Raw genomic sequence first — 535 nt, 5'->3', positions numbered from 1 at the left:
AAGATCTCTTGCTGATCTTTGCGATGGCCTTTGTGATTGGCACCTTCGGACTGAACTTCCAATTGACCAACGCGATGATGGCCGCCGAAGTTTACGGTGTGGGTGCGGCAGAATACGGAATTCTGGGCAGCATCATGGCCATCGGCACCTTCGCCGGAGCTTTATTTGCGGCGCGCCGTTCCAGACCACGTTGGCGTTTTGTCATTGGTGGTGGCATTGCCTTTGGCGCCACGGCTTTATTGTCCGCAGTGATGCCGCACTACCTGCTTTTTGCCGCGAGTTTAGTGTTGGTGGGGCTTAGCTCGCTGACGTTCCTGAACAGTTGTAACACCATGGTGCAGACCTCGGTTCCACCAATGTATCGCGCACGGGTCTTGGCGCTGTACCTGATGGTGGTGCAGGGCGGAACGCCGCTCGGGGCGCCTTTAGTGGGTTGGATCGCCGAACTGCTGGGGGTACGCGCTGCGGTGGCGTTCGGAGCCATACTCTCGTTGTTAGTCTCGGTGCTGGCGCTGATTATCTGGCAACGATTCCG

At 57.6% G+C, this 535-nt stretch carries 1 protein-coding gene; it reads left to right on the top strand.

The features are described from left to right. The coding region (locus Q7C21_RS22870; protein WP_375151221.1) for an MFS transporter at positions 1–535 on the top strand (535 nt) is incomplete at both ends.

The organism is Pantoea sp. ANP04, assembly GCF_041982285.1.
Taxonomy (GTDB): domain Bacteria; phylum Pseudomonadota; class Gammaproteobacteria; order Enterobacterales; family Enterobacteriaceae; genus Pantoea; species Pantoea eucalypti.
Note: the sequence above shows the minus strand (reverse complement) of the source record. Positions and strands in the feature narration are given on the sequence as shown.